Origin of the sequence: Massilia norwichensis, assembly GCF_024753245.1 — a bacterium.
GTDB classification, from domain to species: Bacteria; Pseudomonadota; Gammaproteobacteria; order Burkholderiales; family Burkholderiaceae_D; genus Telluria; species Telluria norwichensis.
On sequence record NZ_JANUGX010000022.1, the window covers coordinates 1 to 15,630 of the forward strand.

The 15,630-nt window shown below is 64.1% G+C and carries 15 protein-coding genes; 6 read left to right on the forward strand and 9 right to left on the reverse strand.

Annotation, left to right across the window (positions count from 1 at the left end; translation table 11 throughout):
* Positions 1–90: 90 nt before the first annotated feature.
* The 9 genes from NX782_RS17400 to NX782_RS17440 all read right to left on the reverse strand — a co-directional run bounded on the left by NX782_RS17400 (position 91) and on the right by NX782_RS17440 (position 8,089).
* The gene (locus NX782_RS17400) at positions 91–948 is read right to left on the reverse strand and encodes a PEP-CTERM sorting domain-containing protein (RefSeq protein WP_258846743.1); all 858 of its coding nucleotides are present in this window, start codon (positions 946–948) and stop codon (positions 91–93) included.
* 220 nt (positions 949–1,168) lie between these two features.
* Positions 1,169–2,782 carry an FAD-binding oxidoreductase gene (locus tag NX782_RS17405; protein WP_258846744.1) on the reverse strand — a complete coding sequence of 538 codons (1,614 nt, stop codon included), beginning with the start codon at positions 2,780–2,782 and terminating at the stop codon, positions 1,169–1,171.
* Between the two features lie 25 nt (positions 2,783–2,807).
* Entirely contained in the window at positions 2,808–3,542 is a 735-nt protein-coding gene (locus tag NX782_RS17410; protein ID WP_258846745.1) for a GAF domain-containing protein, read from the reverse strand.
* A gap of 49 nt (positions 3,543–3,591) precedes the next feature.
* Entirely contained in the window at positions 3,592–4,689 is a 1,098-nt protein-coding gene (locus NX782_RS17415) for a nucleotidyltransferase domain-containing protein (protein ID WP_258846746.1), read from the reverse strand.
* Complete coding sequence (locus NX782_RS17420; RefSeq protein ID WP_258846747.1) at positions 4,686–5,603, reverse strand: HprK-related kinase A; 918 nt, start codon at positions 5,601–5,603, stop codon at positions 4,686–4,688. The genes NX782_RS17415 and NX782_RS17420 overlap by 4 nt, the downstream gene beginning before the upstream one ends.
* The gene (locus NX782_RS17425; RefSeq protein ID WP_258846748.1) at positions 5,597–5,869 is read right to left on the reverse strand and encodes an HPr-rel-A system PqqD family peptide chaperone; all 273 of its coding nucleotides are present in this window, start codon (positions 5,867–5,869) and stop codon (positions 5,597–5,599) included. The genes NX782_RS17420 and NX782_RS17425 overlap by 7 nt, the downstream gene beginning before the upstream one ends.
* A gap of 16 nt (positions 5,870–5,885) precedes the next feature.
* Complete coding sequence (locus tag NX782_RS17430; RefSeq protein ID WP_258846749.1) at positions 5,886–6,428, reverse strand: hypothetical protein; 543 nt, start codon at positions 6,426–6,428, stop codon at positions 5,886–5,888.
* 243 nt (positions 6,429–6,671) lie between these two features.
* Positions 6,672–7,298: an XrtA/PEP-CTERM system exopolysaccharide export protein gene (locus NX782_RS17435; protein ID WP_370661808.1), complete on the reverse strand. Its 627-nt coding sequence runs from the start codon at positions 7,296–7,298 to the stop codon at positions 6,672–6,674.
* Positions 7,299–7,408: 110 nt separating this feature from the next.
* The gene (locus tag NX782_RS17440; protein WP_258846750.1) at positions 7,409–8,089 is read right to left on the reverse strand and encodes a S1 family peptidase; all 681 of its coding nucleotides are present in this window, start codon (positions 8,087–8,089) and stop codon (positions 7,409–7,411) included.
* A gap of 432 nt (positions 8,090–8,521) precedes the next feature.
* Between NX782_RS17440 and NX782_RS17445 the strand changes: the two genes are divergently transcribed.
* From NX782_RS17445 to NX782_RS17470, 6 genes are read left to right on the forward strand one after another with little or no spacing between them, the layout of a single operon-like run.
* Entirely contained in the window at positions 8,522–10,063 is a 1,542-nt protein-coding gene (locus NX782_RS17445) for an XrtA system polysaccharide chain length determinant (RefSeq protein WP_258846751.1), read from the forward strand.
* A 37-nt stretch (positions 10,064–10,100) separates the two neighbouring features.
* A complete protein-coding gene (locus NX782_RS17450; protein ID WP_258846752.1) occupies positions 10,101–11,039 on the forward strand; it encodes an XrtA-associated tyrosine autokinase in 939 nt (312 codons plus the stop codon).
* Positions 11,020–12,576 (forward strand): TIGR03016 family PEP-CTERM system-associated outer membrane protein, encoded by a 1,557-nt coding sequence (locus tag NX782_RS17455; RefSeq protein WP_258846753.1) that lies wholly within the window; start codon positions 11,020–11,022, stop codon positions 12,574–12,576. Before NX782_RS17450 ends, NX782_RS17455 begins: the two co-directional genes overlap by 20 nt.
* Positions 12,577–12,587: 11 nt before the next feature.
* Positions 12,588–13,649, forward strand: a complete 1,062-nt coding sequence (locus NX782_RS17460) for an XrtA/PEP-CTERM system-associated ATPase (RefSeq protein ID WP_258846754.1) — start codon at positions 12,588–12,590, stop codon at positions 13,647–13,649.
* Positions 13,646–14,530: an XrtA system polysaccharide deacetylase gene (locus NX782_RS17465; RefSeq protein WP_258846755.1), complete on the forward strand. Its 885-nt coding sequence runs from the start codon at positions 13,646–13,648 to the stop codon at positions 14,528–14,530. Before NX782_RS17460 ends, NX782_RS17465 begins: the two co-directional genes overlap by 4 nt.
* Positions 14,527–15,618, forward strand: a complete 1,092-nt coding sequence (locus tag NX782_RS17470) for a FemAB family XrtA/PEP-CTERM system-associated protein (RefSeq protein WP_258846756.1) — start codon at positions 14,527–14,529, stop codon at positions 15,616–15,618. Before NX782_RS17465 ends, NX782_RS17470 begins: the two co-directional genes overlap by 4 nt.
* Positions 15,619–15,630: the final 12 nt, after the last annotated feature.

Genomic DNA, 15,630 nt, shown 5'->3' on the forward strand with positions numbered 1-15,630 from the left:
ACGGTGGGACTTTCACCCACAAGAGTGCGCTCATGCTGAGCGCACAAGAAAAAGGCCTCCGAAGAGGCCTTTTCGTGAGCGCGCCAGAAATTACTTGGCAGCTTTCTTCTCGCGGCGACGCAGAGCGGCACCCATGCCGACCATTGCCAGACCCATCAGCGACAGAGCGCCCGGTTCCGGCAGGGCGAATGCCTGGGCCGGATCGTCGATACGTGCGCCCAGGATGTTGTCGCCACTGTTCCACTTGTTGTTGTAGTTGTAGCTGTTCTTGAAGCGCAGATCGCGCAGACCGCCCAGCTGGGTCACGAACCAGTCGGAATCCAGCTGGTTGGCCCACAGACCGCCAGCGCTTTCCACGATCGAACCGTAGGAGTCAGCCTGGCCCGAGAAGCCGTTGCTGCTCGGAACCTGGTTACCAACGATGGTGTTGGTCGGGTTACCGATGTCCATGCCGGTATCGAACATGATACGGGCCAGGAACTGGCCTTCGGTGAAGCCGGTTGCGCAGTCAAAGCCGCAACGGACGCTCGGATCGATGTCGTTGTTCGAGACCGACGACTTGCTCATCGTCGACAGGTCACGCCAGTACAGGTCCAGGTAGCCGCCGGTGGCCGGGAACGGGTTGGTCGGCGATGCTGCGCCTTGGCGGATGTCGTAGAACATACCGGTGATCTGGCCGCCCTGACCGTTGACGTAGAAAATGTCGCCGTTCGGATCCACCGCGTCATGCGGGGTGTTCACGTCGCCCTTTTCGGCGGTCGAGACGATGATCACGCCCCAGTTGATTTCCTGGCTGCCAGCGTAGGTGGTGGCGCCGTTGATGGCGATTTGTTCTTGACCCGAGAACTTCAGGTAGACCGGACCGGCCGGCAGGGTGGACGGTGCAGCGGCAGCGAAAGCGCTCATGCTCATGACGGTGCCGGCGGCGAATGCGAGTAACTTCTTCATGTTCTCTCCAATATTTGGAATTCAATTGATGATTAACGACAGCACAGGTATATAAGCAACCTGCGTGCCAGCTTGAAGAAGTACCTTATAAGTCACTGATCTTGAAGCGAATTATTGTTAGGAAATTAAGATTATGGCGTATGGGCATTCCTCAGTTAACAGAATTTGTAAAATAACCCGACAGTGCGCCAGTTAACACAACGGCTGAGCACTGCGCTTACTACACGTGATAGCGTCCCGGCGCCAGCAAATCATGCGGATCGAATTCCCGGCGCAGGCGCGCGTGCAGGCGCGCCGAATCGTCCAGCCAACCCTGCAATTCGGGCATGGCATCCACGGCCAGACGATAAGGGAACCAGCCACGCTCGCGGCCGGCGGCGATCAGCTCGCGGTAACAGGCCTGGGCAGCGGCCACCGCGGCTGGAGAATTGCGGTCGAACAACAGCGGCACGGTGCTGTCGAATAATTTGTCACTCAGCGACGTGAAGGTCAGCAAGGGCTCGATGCCGTGGCGGCGGGTGATTTCCCGCACCGTCTGCACATAGGCGCGCGCGCCGGCACCGCGCATCGGCACCAGCGGCGCGTACCAGATCAGGCCGCAACCATCGCGAGCCGGATCGCGCGGCCCGTCGCCATGCGGCTGCGGATTGCGCCAGTAGGCCAGCGGCAAGGCGGTCTCGTTCGGACGTCCCAGCACCAGTTCCATCGAACTGGCCAGCGTCGACGCGGTGCTCGACAGGCGGCGCCCGGCCGGCCCCGGAATCCAGCGCGACAGTTTTAACAAGGTATTCGCATTGTCCTGGCTCAGGAACAGCAGGCGGCTGGCAACGCCTTTCAGCTCGGCCCGGATTTCCTTCTGCGCCGCCTTGACCATGCGCGCGGTGCCGTACAGGGTGCCGAAGCCGGTCCACGGCAGGATCTGGTACTGGCCGCCCAGCGCTTCGATGACGTCCGGCGGGATCAGGCCGTCGGCCCCGACCTGGCTGGCCGGATACGGCGCCGACATGGCCAGCACGCGGTGCCGGTTCATCAGGTTCAGGCCGCCGACCGTGCCCGGCAGCCGGCCGAGGATGGTACGGATCTTCTCGATCGCCGGCTCGAGCAGGCTGTCGTCTTTCAGGCTGAACAGGCAGACTTTCACCTTCTCCGGCCGGCGCGCCAGCATGATGCTCATGCGCGTGACGATGCCCAGGCCGCTCTGGGTGAACAGGCCGCTGGCATACGGACCGATGCCCCATTTGAACAGGCGTGCGATGTCTTCCCCGCCCGCTTCGCGCATGGCCGAGCGGTACAGGCTGCCGTCCGCCAGCACCGCTTCGAGGTCCGTCACCGCGGCGAAGTGGTCGGTGATCGGCGTGACGCCATAGCCGCGCTCGAGTGCATTGCCGAGCAGGCTGCAGTGCGGACCGGCGCCGGTGGTCGGCACCATGAAGGGCAGATCGTTCTTTGCCAGGAATTCGGCCAGCATGCCTTGCGTGACACCCGGCTCGAGCGTGACCACGCCCATTTCCCGATCAAAGTGCAGGATCGCGCGCAGTTGCGACAGGTCGATGATGACGCAGCCGTCGCGCGCCGCCAGCGCCGTGCCATAGCCCCAGTTGTTGCCGGTACTGATCGGGTGTACGGGAATGCGGAAGCGCTGGGCGATGCGCATGACTTCCGGCAGCAGCTTGCTGTCGCGGATGCGCAGCGCGGCCGGCAGCCGGCGCGCCGCGCCGGTGGTGTCCGCGCCCCAGGCTTGGACGGCTGCGTCGCCCTGCAGCACATTGTCCGGGCCGAGCATGGCCTGCCAGGCGTCGATGGCCGGCGCCAGTTGGTTGGTGGTGTCTTGCATGGATCAGGGAATCGAAAACAAAAGGTCAGGAATCGGGATGCTTCAGCTTCAGGTTCAGTTGCTCGATCAGTTCGCTTGCCGCGCTGACGATCTGGCCGGGTTCGAAACCGGCTTTCGTCATCTCCTTGAAAAACGAGCGGGCGAGGATCTTCGCCGCGTCTTCCGGGTTGCGGTAGGCCAGGCGCACTTTGTCCTGGACCTGGTCGCGCGCTTCCTGCAGCAATGCCAATTGGGAAAAGCGCGAGTCCAGTAAGCGTTGCAATTGTTGCACCTGGATCGACTTGCCGACAAAAAGCGCCATTATATTCAGCAATTGCAGGTCGCTCTGGCTGAAGGCGGGACCGTCCTTGGCGCACGCGACATTGATGACGCCGACGATCTTGCCGTCGATGCGCAAAGGTGCGCACATCAGGCTGCAGCCGATGCCTTCGCGTCCCTGGGCCAGGCCCGCCAGCTCGGAGCGGGCGATATCCTCGACCAGCAGCGCTTCGCCGCTCGCCAGCACCCGGCCGGCGATGCCTTCACCCTGCCCCACCGAGCCGGTCAGCGCCGCATCCGGCAGGTTGCCGGCGCGGGCCAGGACCGTCATGCGCAGCTGCCCCGGCGCACCGCTGTTGAGCAGCATGATCGAGCAGCTGCCGGCGCCCAGCAGTTGCGCGGCCAGCGCCGCCTGATGCTGCAGGCAATCGTCGAGACTGCCTTCCGCCAGGAAGTGCTGCAGATCCTGGAGCCTTACCCACTTGTTCTCTGCGCTTCCCATGTCGTCCTCGCATCAGAAATGGTTGCCGATCAATAATTTTTTTATATTATCAGTGCACTGGCTTTGCGTCAGGAGAAAGGAAGGCTTTGTGGAATAAATGGCGCGTCAGCATGAAGAAGGGCATGCGCAGCCAATTGCCGCGGATATACAACAGGCCGTGGGCCAGTGGTGCGAAGGCATCGGCGCAGCTGGGGTGCGCGGGCAGCAGTGCGCGCAGGAACAGGCTGTCCATCAATGCGCGCAATGGCTGTGCCGGCCCTTCCGCCGCGGTCGCGCGCAAGACCGTATCCGGTATCGGCGTGCCGAGCAGGCGACGGCAGTAGCGCAGCGCATAGAACAGCGGTCGCCCCAGTTCCAGCGCGCGCGCGCGCGCAGGCAAGCCATCCCAGAAGCCATCCTGCCTGCCGAACTCCAGCAGCAAACGGTGCAGGTCGAACAGGTTGCGCGTGCCATGCGAAAACTCGCCTTCCGAGAACAGGTGCACCGCACAGTGCAGCACCATGTCGTGCGGCGCCAGCACGTGCAGGGGCGGCATCCCTGGGTCCAGCGCGGGCAGCGCGACCGCGGCTGCGCGCAGTTTGGCGGGATCGGGCCGCACTGCCGCGGTCTCGGGCAGGATCGCGTGGTGCACGTCGATGACGTTGCCGCGCCGCAGGTGCTCCATCGGCGGCAGTTCGTGCATCCATTCGCGGTAATAGCGCTGGTCGTAGGCGTCCTGGTGGGTACCGGCCCAGCCGTGCAGCATCAGGGCCGCCTCGACTTCGCCCAGCTGCGCTTTCGGCACCAGGATGTCGATGTCGGAAAACAGCCGGCCACGCCCCGCCGCCAGGCCGGCCAGCGCATACGCGCTACCCTTCAGCAGGATCAGCGGCAGGCCCAGGCCGGACAAGGCCCGGCCGATCTGCAGGACTTCATAGCGCACCGCCCGGGCATGCCGTTCGCCGGTCATCCGCGCCCATTCCAGGTGGCTGCGCGCCGCCTTCGGCACCTGCTCGAGCAGGCCGGCGTCTTCCAGCAGCACCAGCAGGATGGCGCTCATGTCGGCGTTCAGGGCCTGGCGCAGCAGCAGGTCCCAGCCGGCGGCGTCCAGCCCGACTGCGGCTGCGGGATCGCGCAGTACGCGCAGCAAAACCGGCAAGGTCTTCATGCGCCGTCCCTGGCCATGCGTTCGAATAACTGGACGGCGTCGTCCAGTTTACTGTACCGGAATTCGAAGGCCGCGGTGGCGTCGATCAGCTGGCCGAGTGCGGTGAAGCCGCGCATGCCCAGCACCTGGTAATTGAATGCGTTCTCGGCCACGCCCATGAAGGCGCGCGCCCGTCCCATCGGCGTCAGCGTGACCGGGGCGCCGGCTTCGTAGCGCGGAAACACGATGAAGGCCGGCTGTGCGACGTCGCCCACGCGGGCGATGCTGGCCGAGGGCGCTTTCAGGTGGGCGATGGTGCCCTTGTTGGTGTTCTCGACCGGTGGGCTGAGCACTGCATCCGGGGCGTAGGCGCGGATGATGCCGATCGATTCGTTCTTGAGGCTGACCGGGCGCGGCAGTGGCAGCACGGCGCCGTCGTCGAGGCGCACCAGGGTCATCTCGTCGGACAGCAGGCGCCAGCCGCGCGTGACCAGCGCCGCGCACAGGGTGCTCTTGCCGGAGCCGGGCGGTGCCGGCAGGATGATCGCCCGGCCATGGCGCTCCAGCACGGCGGCGTGGATGATCAGCCAGGAATGGGCGCGGTGCGTCACGCACCAGTTCATGACCCACTCGAACATCGGAAAGGCCTGCGCCAGCGGCAAGGGTTTGAAGGGGCTCACGCCTTCGTGCGAGAAACAGACCTGGGGACGGAAAAACCGGCGCAGGCCGCCCGCGCGCCGCAGCGACAGGTGGAAGTCGGCAAAGCCGCCGGGCGCATCGACCGGGTAGTCGGCATACAGCAGCGCGATGCCATCGCGCAGTTGCGGGATATCGCTACGGATGCGGTTGGCGAAGGGACCGGTACGCAGCACCAGGCCCGGGCCGGCCAGGCGGGCCGCCAGCTCGCGCCGCGGCAGGTCGGCGACGGTCAGCATGGAAGGGATTCGACGAGGTCGAGCCTGGCCAGGTCGGTCAACATGTCTGCGATCGCGGCCGGCAAGGCATCGGCATCGGCGTCGAAGCGGTCGGCCAGGCGCGCCGCGAGGGTGGCCGCGTCGAGCGGCTGGGCGCGCAGGGCCAGCAGCACATCGACGGCGCCGCCGTCCAGCAGGTGGGTGTTGCCCGACAAGTCGTTGTACAGCACGGCTTCGCCGTCCCATTCCCGGAAGACAAGCGATTGTCCCGGCACCACACGCCACATGCTACTCGCCACCTCGTCAGTCGTGGGTTGCCTGCAGATAATTCTTAACCTGTTCGGGCGACCACTTCACGCCGACAGTCGGACTGTAATAGCCCTTGGTCTGCACTTCGTACCACATTGCCAGCAGCGTCTCGACGGACAGGAAATTGATTTTCCCGGAGCGGATATTCAGGTAGGTGGCGATCGCGTGCATCGCCAGGTTGTACTTGTCGAAGCGCTGGGGGCTCAACAGGCCCAGCATCGTCGAGCACAGGTAACTGGTGTTTTTCTGTTTGACGGTGCAGTACCTGCGGTTGCCCGAGACATAGAACACATCCGCAAACCAGGTATCGGTCGAGCAAGGCCAGGCGCCGGTATGGTTCTTCCAATAGCCTGGCGAAAGCCCATTGCAGACGGGCGCCGGGCCGTAATGGCTGCTCAGCCCGCCCGACAGCGCGCCCGACGGCGACTTGCAGATCATCGGACTCATGGTGGCGCGGCTTTCCAGCGTCATCAGGACGCCGGCAGCGCCGACGCCGGCCTTGGCCAGTCTGCGCCGCGTGGCACCACGTTCGCTCAAGGACAACGGCGCCGCGTTTCCATTGTTTTCTTGATTTTCGGTAGCCACGTACGGTATCCCCAGATAGTTGTTGCGATCACGCGAAGTGTTCTTTACTTCCCATGAAAAGCAAGTTCCGGGCCACGAAAAGTTTATTCCGAAAAAATTATTTCAAATCAGGCGCTTAGTGCCTGAAATACTACCCGGAAATTTCTATTGTATGCCGGAACGCAGGCAAGTGTAAAAATTATCGACGCGAAATAATCAGAAGAAACTTTCAGGGATAACAAGCACGTCGCCCGGGCGCATCGGCATATTTGCCGAGATATCGCCTTCCTTGATCAGGTCGTCCAGGCGCACATTGAATTTCTGCTGCTTGCCGTCGACGGTGCGGATCACGCTGGCACGGTTGCCTGCAGCGAATTCGGTCACGCCGCCGACCGCGATCAGCACGTCCATCAGGCTCATGTCGCGACGGTACGGCAGGGCCTGCGGTTTGGCAGCCTGGCCGACCACACGGATCTGCTCGCTGAAATTGCCGACGAAGTTGGTGACGATGACGGTCACGACCGGCTGCTGGATGAACTTGGCCAGCGCCTTTTCGATGTCGCGCGCCAGTTCGGTCGGGGTCTTGCCGGCGGCCGGCAGGTCTTCGACCAGCGGCGTGGTGATCTTGCCGTCAGGACGGACCGGCACCGACATCGACACCTCCGGGTTGCGCCATACCATGATGTTGACGCTGTCGCCCGGTCCGATCAGGTAGTCGGGGTTGGTAACCTGGGTTTGCGGCGGCAGCGGGGCCCGGGTGGCGCAACCGCCCAGTGCCAGTGCGAGCACGGTGGCGGCTGCCACGGCCGTATGTTTGATCAGGTTCGCCTTGTACTTACCCACGTCATTCCCCTTCATCGAACGCAAAATGTTAATAAGCCGCTAACGGCGATGTATTGTATAACATAGTGCTTTGAGAAAAGGCTCGCACACGAGAAATCTTTCCCAAAGCGTCATTTCTGTTGCATCAGATTCTTCACGTGTTTTACCGGCACCGCATAGGTGATCCCGCTCGGGTTCGTGATCGCGGTCTCTTTCAGTCCCTTGACGAACACGGCGTTGATGACACCCCACACCTCGCCGCTGGCCGGATCGTAGACCGGGCTGCCGCTATTGCCCGGATAGGCCGTGCCGTCGAGCTGGAAGACATCGAAGGAAGAGCGCTGCAGCTGGGCCACCTGGCGCGGGTCGAGCTTGCGCGAATTCAAGGAGGGCCGGACGACCGGCGTGATCGCGGCCAGCGTGGCGCGGTGGGTGGCCGCGTGCAGGCCCAGCACCATTCCGAGCGGATAGCCGGTAAAGGCCAGTGCCTGTCCTTCCAGCACGCTGTCCGAATCGCCCAGCTTCAGCGCCGGCAGCGGCGGACCGCTCAGGCGCAGGTGGGCCAGGTCGTGCTCGGTGTCGCGCGCCACCAGCTGGGCTGGACGGAAGCGCACCATGTCACCGTCGCCGGTCACGATGCCGAGCTGCTCCATACGGGCCTCATCCAGCGTGTCGGGCACCACGTGCGCATTGGTGATCACGCTGAGGCCATCGCCCACCACGAAGCCGGTACCGAAGAACACGGTAGAAGGACTACGCGTGCGTTCGAAGGTGCCGACGCCGACGATCGAACGCTTGATTGTAGGAATCAACGCAGTCAAATCCGCGGCGATGACCGGATTCAACAAGCATGTGGCCATGGCAACGGCGAGTAAATACAAACGGCCGCGTGAAGGTGTTTCGTTAGCGCACCAACCGTGCACCCCTTTTTGCAATTTAGACATTACAATGAAGCAGTCTTTTTTAGAAAGTTGCGATTTCGCAAGTCTACTTCATGAATGCTTCACACGTCGCCGCTCTCGTTGCCCAAACGCATAATTTCACAAATTCAATGCGAAAAGAGCGCTAAGTCCGGGTTTCTTAAAGGAATTTGTGTTGTAGCCCGGGTACGTCTTGTTGAGCTCTTCACATTTTTCTTGTGCTTAATTGCAATTGCTCTGACTACAAGCGATGATGCGAGTATTCCCGTTCCTTTGATCCAGATCACTACATGAACCTGGATCTTTCTTGGTGAGATTGACAAGATGGCAGAGATCACAGCCACCCTCCTGAACTTCCTTAAAGCAATCGGCAAATACCGCTGGTATGCGGTCGCCATCTCCTGGACGATCGCCGTGATCGGCTGGGCGGTGGTCATGCGCCTGCCCAACCAGTACGAGGCTTCGGCCCGGGTCTACGTCGACACCCAGAGCATCCTCAAGCCCCTGCTGTCGGGCATGACCACGCTGCCCAACCTGGATCAGCAGGTGGTGTTCATGCGCCGCACCCTGATCAGCCGCCCGAACGTCGAGAAACTGATGCGCATGGTGGACCTGGACGTCAAGGCCAAGGACACCAAGGAACACGAAAAGATGGTCGACGACCTGGTGTCGAAGATCAAGATCGCCGGCACCGAACGCGACGACATCTATACGATCACCTACACCGCGGACAATCCCAAGCTGGGCAAGGACATCGTGGCCTCGCTGCTGACCATCTTCGTCGAGGGCAGCTTCGGTGGCAAGAAGCAGGATTCGGAAAAGGCCGTGCAATTCATCGACGACCAGATCAAGTCGTATGAAGAGAAGCTGAGCGCCGCCGAGAACCAGCTGAAAGAGTTCAAGATCAAGAACATGGGCCTGCTGCCGCGCGAAGGCGGCGGCGACTTCAGCGGCCAGCTGATCCAGGCCACCGACCAGCTGAGCCAGGCGCGCCTGGAACTGGCCGAGGCCGAGCAGGCCCGCAATGCGATCCGCCGCCAGATCTCGGGCGAACCGAGCAAGACGGGCAAGCCGGGCGACATCGAGATCCCGGTCACCGATCCGGAACTGGAAAACCGCATCGCCACCGCCCAGAAGAACCTCGATGCCCTGCGCCTGCAGTACACCGAGCAGCACCCGGACATCGTCGCCAATCGCCGCCTGCTGGACCAGCTGCTGGCGCAGAAGGCCGACCTGTCCAAGCAGAAGAAGCGCAGCGCGGATCCGGGCGCCGGCTATAGCCCGATGCTGCAGCAGCTGAGCGTGTCGCTGTCGCAGGCCGAAGCCCATGTGGCCTCGATGCGCACCCGCGTCGACGAGTATTCGGCCCGCGTGGCGCGCCTGCGCACCCAGAGCGGCCTGGTGCCGGAAGTCGAAGCCCAGCTCGCCCAGCTCAACCGCGACTACCAGGTCAACAAGGACAACTACCAGAAGCTGCTCGAGCGCCGCGAATCGGCGCGCCTGTCGGGCGACCTGTCGTCGGCCACCGACATGCTGACCTTCCGCGTGATCGACCCGCCGACCGTCCCGACCCAGCCGACCGGCCCGAACCGCCTGCGCCTGTTCTCGCTGGTGTTCGCCGCTGCCCTGGTCGCCGGCATTGCCGTCGCCTTCCTGATGAGCCAACTGCGTCCGACCTTCCTCAGCCAGGCCTCCCTGCGCGAAGTCACCGGCTTGCCGGTGCTCGGCTCGATCGGCATGAACTGGACCGCGGAACAGACCGTACGCCGCAAACGCCGCCTGGCCGCCCTCGGGGTGTCGGTGCTGGTGCTGTTCGGCGTGTATGGGGCGGGCATGGCAGCCATCCTGTCCCACCCCACGCTTTAATCGCGGCGCGCCCCGCAAAGATTGCAAGGAGTTCCACGTGAGCATTATCGAAAAAGCGGCCAGCCGCATCGACCGGCAGCGTAGCGCTGCCACCGCCAGCCCTGTCGGCCAGATCGAAGCCGCCGCGCTCCACAGCGCGACCGAGATCCCGACCGTGACCGTGGCCGACACCGTCATCCACGACACCGTGCACGCGATTCCGGCCGCACCGGCGATCGCCAACGAGCAGCCGGCGGCCCCGAAGGTGAGCACCCGCCGCGTCGAGCTGGACCTGGCACGCATGCGCGATCTGGGCATGGTGACCGCGGCCGGCGGCCGTACCTCGCTGCTGGAAGACTTCCGCATCATCAAGCGCCCGCTGCTGCAGCGCGCCTTCGGCGAGCGCAAGCCGGGCGAGAAGCCGGGCAACCTGATCATGGTGACCAGCTCGCTGCCGGGCGAAGGCAAGACCTATACCGCGATCAACCTGGCGATGAGCATCGCGATGGAACTCGACCACACGGTACTGCTGGTCGACGCCGACGTGGCGCGTCCCTCGGTGCTGCGCACCCTCGGCCTGCCGCCCCAGCGCGGCCTGATGGACATCCTGGTCGACGACAAGCTCGACATGGGCGACGTGCTGCTGCGCACCAACGTCGATACGCTGTCGATCCTGCCGGCCGGCACCAGCACGCCGCGCGCAACCGAGCTGCTGGCCAGCTCGACGATGAGCAACCTGGTCAACGAGATCGCCAACCGCTATCCGGACCGGATCGTGATCTTCGATTCGCCGCCGCTGCTGCTGACCAGCGAATCGCGCGTGCTGGCTTCGCACATGGGCCAGATCGTGATGGTGGTCGAAGCCCAGACCACGACCCAGCATGCGGTCAAGGAAGCGCTGAGCCAGCTCGAAGGCTTCAACAACGTGAACCTCATCTATAACAAGACCAGGGACCTCCCCGGCATCGAAGAGACGTATGACTATCACTACGGCTAAGCGTCCGGACCGGGCGCTGCTGCTGACGCCGCTCGCCCTGGCGGCACTGCTGTTGTCGGCCGAATGTCGCGCCGACTGGAAATTTGTCCCGAGTGCGGGCGTGACCGAAACCTATACCGACAACGTCAACCTGCAGCCCGACGATCGCGCACACGGCCAGTTCGTCAGCGAAGCGATGGGCGGCTTTGCGCTGACCCAGCGCAGCGCGCGGCTGCAGGCTGCGGCCTCGGCCCGCCTGCACCAGTTCGCGTACACGAATGGCGAACTGCCGAACCTGAATGACCGCAGCTACGATTACAGCGCCGCGGCCCTGGCCAAGCTGGCGGACGATCTCTTCCTCGACGTGTATGCCGCCGGCGGCCCGCAGAGCATTTCGGCCTTCGGGCCGCAGGTCAGCGACAACCTGTACTCGACGGGTAACCGCACCAACGTCAAAAGCTGGCGCATCAGCCCCTACGTCCAGCATCACTACGGCAATGTGGTCGACATGCTGCTGCGCTATTCGCGCGACGGCGTCGATGCCGGCGAACGCAACGCCTTCGGTTCGAGCACGTCCAGCAGCGGCAGCCTCAGCTTCAACAGCGGCACCGCCTTCCATACCGTCGGCTGGGGGCTGTCGGTGAACCACCAGGAAATGCAGAACCGGGCAGCCGGCCCTTCGTCATCCAGCAATGCCCTGGCCAACCTGCGCCTGCGCTATTCGCAGCGCCTGAGCCTGACCGCCAGCGGCGGTTACGACGAATACGATTACCAATCGCTGGGTGGACGCACCAGCGGCCGCAACTGGACCGGCGGCTTCATCTGGACGCCGTCGTCACGCACCAGCCTGCAGCTCAGCTACGGCCGCCGCTATTTCGGCAAGACCGGATCGCTGGCCGCCAGCCACCGTAGCCGCCGCAGCGTCTGGAGCATCAACTACAGCGACGCGATCACCACCACCCGCCAGCAATTCCTGCTGCCGTCGACGATCGATACCGCCGCCCTGCTCGACACCCTGTTCAGCGCTTCGATCCCGGACCCGGTGCTGCGCCAGCAGGCGGTGCAGGCCTACCTGCAGGCGACCGGCCTGCCGCCCAGCCTGGCCAACAACGTGAATTACCTCAGCAACCGCTATATGCGCCAGAAACAGCTGCAGGCCGCGGTCGCCTTCAACTGGGCGCACAGCAGCCTGGTGACCTCCGTGTACAAGAGCGAGCGTACCGCCTTGTCGCTGCAGCAGAGCGACAGCGAACTGCTCGGCAGCCAGCTGGCCACCTTGAACGACAACACCCGCCAGCGCGGCGTCAACAGCGTGTTCGTCTACCGCCTGTCGTCGCGCACGTCGGCCACCGCCAGCGCGAGCCTGAGCCGCGTCAGCTCGCTCGACACCGGCTTTACCGAAAACCACAGCCAGCTGCGGGTCGGCCTGGCGCGTCGCATCGACCGCCGCCTGAACGCCGCGGTCGACCTGCGCCACGTGCGCGGCGGCAGTGGCGCCGGCACCGGCCGGACTTACAGCGAAAACGCGTTGTCAGCCTCCCTTTCCGCCCAGTTCTAATCGGAGCAGCGATGTACGAGACCTATTACGGATTTTCCGCCAAACCCTTCCAGCTGCGCCCGGACCCGCACTTCTTCTTCGGCAGCAAGGGCCACAAGCGCGCCATGGCCTACCTCGAGTACGGCCTGTCGCAGGGCGAGGGCTTCATCATCGTCACCGGCGAAGTCGGCGCGGGCAAGACCACGCTGGTGCGCAACCTGTTCAACCGCCTGCCGTCGGACCAGATCGTCGCCGCGCACATCGTCAACACCCACCTGGATCCGGACGACACCCTGCGCATGGTGGTGTCGGCGTTCGGCCTGCCGTACGAAGGCGCGAGCAAGACCGACCTGCTGACGCGCCTGGAAAAATTCCTGTGCGACGTCGACCACCAGGGCAAGCGCGCCCTGCTGGTCATCGACGAAGCCCAGAACCTGTCGGCGCGCACGGTCGAAGAGCTGCGCATGCTGTCGAACTTCCAGACCGACGATAAATCCCTGCTGCAGACCTTCCTGCTCGGCCAGCCCGAATTCCGCGCCACCCTGCACAGCCCCGGCATGCAGCAGCTGCGCCAGCGCGTGATCGCCAGCTACCACCTGGGCCCGATGGATGCGCAGGAGACCCGCGCCTATGTCGAGCACCGCCTGGCCACGGTCGGCTGGAACGGCGACCCATCCTTCGACGATGGCGCCCACGCCGCGATCTACGCCTACAGCGGCGGCATTCCGCGCAAGGTCAACACACTGATGGACCGCGTGCTGCTGATGGGCTACCTGGAAGAGATGCACGCCTTTACCGAGGCCGACGTCAACACCGTCATCAACGACATCAGCGAGGAATTCCAGGTGCCCGAGGGGCAGGCGGCTGCGCCCGCGCCGGTGGCGGAAGCCCTGCCCGGCAGCCTGGGCGGCCTGAACCAGGAACTGCGCACGCTCGACCAGCGCGTCGGCGAGCGCCGCGTGGCCAGCGTCGAAGTGCTGGACGAACGCATGATGCGCCTCGAAAAATCGATCGTTTCCGTACTGTCGATCCTGAAGAAGATCGTCGCCACGCCCCAGGGGGCGGTAACCCAGCCGATGGACAACCAAGAATGAACATGGTCGAGCTCGCCCCACGCCGCCTGCCGGCGCCGGGGGAACGCATCCGCAACGCGATGACCTGCGACGTCGAGGATTACTTCCAGGTGTCCGCCTTCGCGCCCTACATCGACCGCGCCAGCTGGCCGAGCCGCGAGTGCCGCGTCGAAGCCAACATGGACCGCATCCTGGCGCTGTTCGAGCGTCATGGCGTGCGCGCGACCTTCTTCACGCTGGGCTGGATCGCCGAGCGCTATCCGCAGGTCGTGCGCCGCATCGTCGCCGGCGGCCATGAACTGGCCAGCCACGGTTACGGCCACCTGCGCGCCTCCGACCAGTCGCGCGCCGAATTCGCCAACGACATCCGCTCCGCCAAGGCGCTGCTGGAAGACATCGGCGGCCAGGCCGTGCTGGGCTACCGCGCACCGAGCTTCTCGATCGGCCGCGCCAACCTGTGGGCGCTGGATGAACTTTTGGAAGCCGGCTACCGCTACAGCTCCAGCATCTACCCGATCGCGCACGACCACTACGGCATGCCGGAAGCGCCGCGCTTCGCGTTCTACCCGAACGGCACGGACGGCCTGCTCGAAGTACCGATCACCACCGTGCAGATGCTGAAGCGGAACCTGCCGGCCGGCGGCGGCGGCTACTTCCGCCTGCTGCCCTACGCGCTGTCGCGCTGGATGATGGCCAAGGTCAACCGCGACGACCGCCAGCCGGCGCTGTTCTACTTCCACCCGTGGGAAATCGACACCCAGCAGCCGCGCCCGGAAGGCCTGGATGCCAAGTCGCGCTTCCGCCACTACATCAACATCGACCGGATGGAAAACCGCCTGGAAGCCCTGGCACGCGACTTCGCCTGGGATCGCATGGACCGCATTTTTCTGAATCAAGCATGAACTCGATCATCGAAGCAGCAGTAGTCAAAAACGCGGCGCCGGCAACCGGTCCGCTGACCGTGCACCTGATGCAGCCGCAGGACCGCGCGCGCTGGGACGCCTTTGTGCGCGCCTGCCCCGACGCCACCTTCTTCCACCTGTCCGGCTGGCAGGCGGTGATCGAAACGGCGTTCGGCATCAAGACCTGGTTCTACTACGTCGAGCAGAACGGCCAGATCCAGGGCGTCCTCTCCTTGGCCGAGATCAGGAGCCGCTTGTTCGGCCATTCGCTGGGCGCGATGCCGTTCTGCGTCTATGGCGGTCCTGCCGCCACCAATGATGCGGCGCGTCCCCTGCTCGACCAGGCCGCGCACGCGCTGGCGCAAAAGCTGGGCGTCGGCCACCTGGAATACCGCGGCATGCGGCGCTTCCACCCGGACGACGCGTCCTGGCACACCAAGGAGCTGTACGTCACCTTCCGCAAGGAGATCAGCGCCGACGACGAAACCAACCTGAACGCGATCCCGCGCAAGCAGCGTGCGATGGTCCGCAAGGGCATCAAGCTGGGCTTGAAGGGCGTGGTCGAGGACAACGTCGACCGCATGTTCGAAGCCTATGCGCACAGCGTGCACCGCCTGGGCACCCCGGTGTTCCCGAAAAAATACTTCGCCCTGCTGCAAAAGACCTTCGGCGACGAGTGCGAAGTGCGCACCATCCTCACCGACAAGGATGAACTGGTGGGCTCGGTGCTGTCGTTCTACTGGCGCGACGAGGTCGTGCCCTATTACGGCGGCGGCATGGACATCGCGCGCAGCGTCGCCGGCAACGACTTCATGTACTGGAACCTGATGCAGGCCGCCGCCGCGCGCGGCTGCCGCATCTTCGATTTCGGCCGCAGCAAGCTGGGCACCGGTGCCTACGACTTCAAGAAGAACTGGGGTTTCACGGCCGAGCACCTGCCTTACGAGTACAAGCTGTATGGCGCCACCGCCCTGCCGGACAACAATCCGCTGAACCCGAAATACCAGCTGTTCATCAAGATGTGGAAGAAGCTGCCGCTGCCGGTGGCGAATTTCATGGGCCCCTACATCGTCCGCAACCTGGGCTGACACTGGACCGAC